The following is a 3,049-nucleotide window of genomic DNA, read 5'->3' as shown; positions in this document are numbered from 1 at the left end:
CCGGCAGCTCGGCGTGCCCCAGGGCGGTGCCGGCGGCCTGCTGGGTGAGCGCGGCGTCACTGGCGGCCTGGTCGGCGATGGCGTTGAGGTGGTCGCCGTCCTCGCGGTGGGCGGGGACGTAGCGGAACTCGACGTCCCGCTCGCCCAGCAGCGCGTCGATGCGCTCGACGAGCTCCCGGTTGGCCACCGGCTTCCCGGCGGCCGTCTTCCACCCGTTGCGCTTCCACGCGGGCAGCCACTGCGTCACCGCCTTCATGGCGTACTGGGAATCCATCCGCACCTCGGCGGCCGTCCCGGGCGCGAGCGCCTCCAACAGCCGCTGAAGCGCGGTGAGTTCACCCACGTTGTTGGTGGCCCGGCCCAACGGGCCGGCCTCCCAGCGCTCCGCGCGGCCCTGCGGGTCCGCGATGACCCACGCCCATCCGGCAGGCCCGGGATTACCCTTCGCCGCCCCGTCGCAGGCGGCAATGATGCGATCAGACATGCCCCGATCATGCCCCACCCGCGCGGCGGCCCCGGCGCCGGTGCACCGGCGCCCGCTCCCGGCGGCGAGGGACCGGCCTCAGGCGGTCCGCATGTGCAGGCGCAGGGTGAGCCCGTCGGGCAGCGCCCGGACCTCGACGAGGTCGCACAGCTGGTGGATCATCCACAGGCCGCGCCCGCCGTTGCCCGAGGCGGGCGAGGGGCGCCGGCGCCCCGCCAGGGGGTCCTTCAGCCGGCCGCCGTCGCGGATCTCGGCGACGACACCGCCCCCGGCCGTGCGCCACAGCCCGAGCGTCCCGCTGCCGCCGCCGTGCGCGACGGAGTTGGCGGCGGCCTCGCTGACGGCGAGGACGAGGTCGCCCCGCCGGTCCGGGGCCAGGGCCGTGTGCCGGGCCCAGGCCTCGGCATGGGCGCGCACCCCGGACAGCATGCCCGACCGGTAGCCGAGGAAGACCGCGTCGGCGGGGGGCGCGGCCAGCGGCAGGTCGCAGTCGGCGCACACGGCGGCCGGGTCCGCGTAGGCGGGGCTGGCCTGCGGACCGTGCCCGCCCCCGATCAGCGTGGGATGCGTCCGGCGGGCGTCGGCGAGGACCCCGGCGGGCAGGCCGTCCGCGTCGTACGGGCACAGGACGGTGGCGGCCCGGCCCGCGAAGGCGGTGTTGATGAGCGCCTCGTGGCGGGTGGCCTCGCGGATCTCCGCCGGGCTCCGGCCGGGCCAGAGCGGCTCGCCCACGATCCGCACGGGCCGGTCCGGATCCCGGTCCGCGACGTCCTGGAGCGCCGCGAGGATCCGCCCCGGGTTGCGGCCCAGCACCGTCATGTCCGCCCACTCGACCGCGTCGGCGTCCCCGCCCAGGCCGTGGCGCAGCGCGTCGAGACGGGGACCGGGGACGGCGACGAACACCGGCTCGCCCGCCGCGAGCGCGGCGCGCACGAAGCCGCCCACGCCCGCCGCGTACTCCTGCGGCCCCCGGTAGAAGAGGGCGGGGTGCGCGAAGGGCCCCGGCGGCCGGGCTCCGGGAACGGTGGTGCCGGTCATGCTGTGACCTCCAGCGCGGCGGGTCGGTCCGAGGGGTGTCAGCCGCTCCTCGCCCCCGATTATGGCCAACGGAGCCGGGCGGGCACCCCCGCTCGGCACGAGTGCGCGTACAGACGTTCGACGGGGCGTGCGGGGCCGCGGGGCGGGTACGTGCGACCCATGACGGTCAAGAAGACAAGCGTGCTCGTACTGGACTGTGCCGAGCCCCACGACCTGGCCCTGTTCTACGCCCGGCTCCTCGGTGCCGACGCTCAGGTCGGCCAGGAGCCGGACCTGGTCGAGGTGGTCGGCGGAGCCGGGGTCCACCTCGCGATCCGCCGCGACCACGGCTACGCGCCGCCGAGTTGGCCCCGCCCGGAGCACGCGCAGCAGGCGCACTTGCGGATCATCGTCGACCTCGCCGACCTGGACGAGGCCGAACGCGAGGCGGTGGCGCTCGGCGCCCGTCCGATGTCCACCGGCACCGAAGCCGGGCCGTACGAGGCCCGGCTCTTCAGCGACCCGGCCGGCCACTCCTTCACCATCGCGGCGGCCGTCTGGTCCGTCTGACGCGATGCCGCCCCCGCGCGGCCCGCCCGGCCTACGGCAGGTCGGGCGGGGGAGGGCCGGTCTCGGCCTCGTACTGGTGCGGGGCGTCGCCCTGCCACTCGATCACCCTCGCGTCGCCGAGGACCGCCTCGTCGGGGTCGGGCACCTCGATCCGCCGCAGGAACTCGACCACGTCGGCGTCCGAGTGGGCGACCCCCAGCGCCGTCTCGTGGCCCTGGACCCGGATCGTCACCCGGCGGCCACCCGACGGCGAGATCCGGTGTACGACGATCGGCGCGTGCTCCATGGGCCCAGCCTGCCCGAGACCCGCCAGTGCGGCATCCCGGGGGACCGGTGCGCCGGCCCGGGACCGACCGTCCGCCGCCCCTCGGCGCCGCCGTAGATGGCGGCCGCGTTACGGGGCGGCGGCGACTGCGTTCCGCCAGGTGCTGGAGCGGTGAACAGGCAGGAAAATCAGCCCAGTTGGCGTTGACCTGCCCGGCTCTACGCGCGTCATCATGGCCGCATGAGAATCCCCCCGCGCATCGCCGCCCTCATCGGCGCCTCCGCCGTCGCCGCCACCCTCCTCGTCGCACCGGCCGCTTCGGCGGCCCCCGTCGCCTCCGCCATCTCGGTGAAGGCGGTGGGCAGCGTCTGTTACTCCGCGCTGCCCTCCCAGGCGCACGACACCCTCGACCTCATCGACCAGGGCGGCCCGTTCCCGTACTCCCAGGACGGCGTCGTCTTCCAGAACCGTGAGCGGCTGCTGCCCGGTCAGAGCACCGGCTACTACCACGAGTACACGGTCATCACCCCGGGCTCGCCGACGCGCGGCGCCCGCCGGATCATCACCGGCCGGCAGGCGCAGGAGGACTACTACACCGCCGACCACTACGCCTCGTTCCGCCGCGTCAACTTCGGCTGCTGACCCGGCAGTCGGACACGCGTGACCGCACCGCCCGGACGCCACACCGCCCCACCCCCGGCACGGGGGTGGGG

The 3,049-nt window shown here is 75.9% G+C and carries 5 protein-coding genes; 2 read left to right on the top strand and 3 right to left on the bottom strand.

The window, feature by feature from the left end:
- Both ACFV0Q_RS40390 and ACFV0Q_RS40385 read right to left on the bottom strand, forming a co-directional pair.
- Window positions 1-484 (bottom strand): ribonuclease H (locus ACFV0Q_RS40390; protein WP_385012942.1); only part of this gene is annotated, 484 nt, incomplete at its 3' end.
- 78 nt (window positions 485-562) lie between these two features.
- Window positions 563-1,522, bottom strand: coding sequence for an anti-sigma factor RsbA family regulatory protein (locus ACFV0Q_RS40385; RefSeq protein ID WP_385012940.1), 960 nt, complete (start codon window positions 1,520-1,522; stop codon window positions 563-565).
- A gap of 159 nt (window positions 1,523-1,681) precedes the next feature.
- On the opposite strand from ACFV0Q_RS40385, the gene ACFV0Q_RS40380 reads away from it, so the two are divergent.
- On the top strand, window positions 1,682-2,071 hold the full coding sequence (locus ACFV0Q_RS40380; protein ID WP_385012938.1) for a VOC family protein: 390 nt from the start codon (window positions 1,682-1,684) through the stop codon (window positions 2,069-2,071).
- A gap of 31 nt (window positions 2,072-2,102) precedes the next feature.
- Here the strand turns inward: ACFV0Q_RS40380 and ACFV0Q_RS40375 are convergent, their stop codons facing one another.
- Window positions 2,103-2,357 carry a hypothetical protein gene (locus ACFV0Q_RS40375; RefSeq protein ID WP_385012936.1) on the bottom strand — a complete coding sequence of 85 codons (255 nt, stop codon included), beginning with the start codon at window positions 2,355-2,357 and terminating at the stop codon, window positions 2,103-2,105.
- 219 nt (window positions 2,358-2,576) lie between these two features.
- On the opposite strand from ACFV0Q_RS40375, the gene ACFV0Q_RS40370 reads away from it, so the two are divergent.
- A complete protein-coding gene (locus ACFV0Q_RS40370) occupies window positions 2,577-2,978 on the top strand; it encodes a ribonuclease domain-containing protein (protein ID WP_385012934.1) in 402 nt (133 codons plus the stop codon).
- Window positions 2,979-3,049: the final 71 nt, after the last annotated feature.

Origin of the sequence: Streptomyces sp. NPDC059564, from assembly GCF_042735575.1 — a bacterium.
Lineage (GTDB): Bacteria > Actinomycetota > Actinomycetes > Streptomycetales > Streptomycetaceae > Streptomyces.
This window is presented reverse-complemented; position numbering and strand designations above follow the sequence as displayed.